The 628-nt window shown below is 79.6% G+C and carries 1 pseudogene; it reads right to left on the reverse strand.

Annotation, left to right across the window (positions count from 1 at the left end):
• Nucleotides 1-37: 37 nt before the first annotated feature.
• A pseudogene (locus KUM32_RS37240) lies at nt 38-628 on the reverse strand (reductase); the annotation flags it as partial.

Below are 628 nucleotides of genomic sequence, written 5' to 3' on the forward strand. Positions count from 1 at the left end.
TCCCCCGCCCGGCCACCGGCCCGGGCCGGGCGCCCGCTCAGCCCGGGACCGGACCTCGCCCCTGACCCGCGCCCCCGCCGCCCTCGCCCGCCGCCGCGCGCAGCGCCCGCGCTTCCTTCGCCGGGTCCAGGCCCACCCGGGAGCGGTCCGGGCGGTGCGGGGCGACCCCGCCGATGTCCTGGAGCCAGCGCCAGGTGTCGGCCACCGTCTGCTCCACGGGCCGGCAGCGCAGCCCCGCCGCCACCGCCCGGGACACGTCCGTACGGTGCAGCGCGTCGTACAGCTCGCCCGCCGCCGCCCACACCGGCAGCTCCGTCCACGGCTCGATGCCCGCTGCCAACACCGCCCCCGCGTCCAGCCAGCGCAGCGTCGCCCCACCGCCGGTCACCCGCGCGCACGCCGTGAGCAGCTCGCCCATGGTGGCGTGCCCCGACGGGCTGATCACGTTGTACGGGCCGCCGAGCCCGGCCGCGCCCGCGTCCAGGCACCAGGCGGCCAGGTCCCGCACGTCCACGTACTGCAGGGCCAACTCCCGCGGGCCGGGCGCCAACACGGTCCCGCCCCGCGCCATCCGCCCCAGCCACCACGGCAGCCGCCCGATGTTCTCGTACGGGCCGAGGATCAGCCC

The organism is Streptomyces sp. AC627_RSS907 (assembly GCF_019049165.1).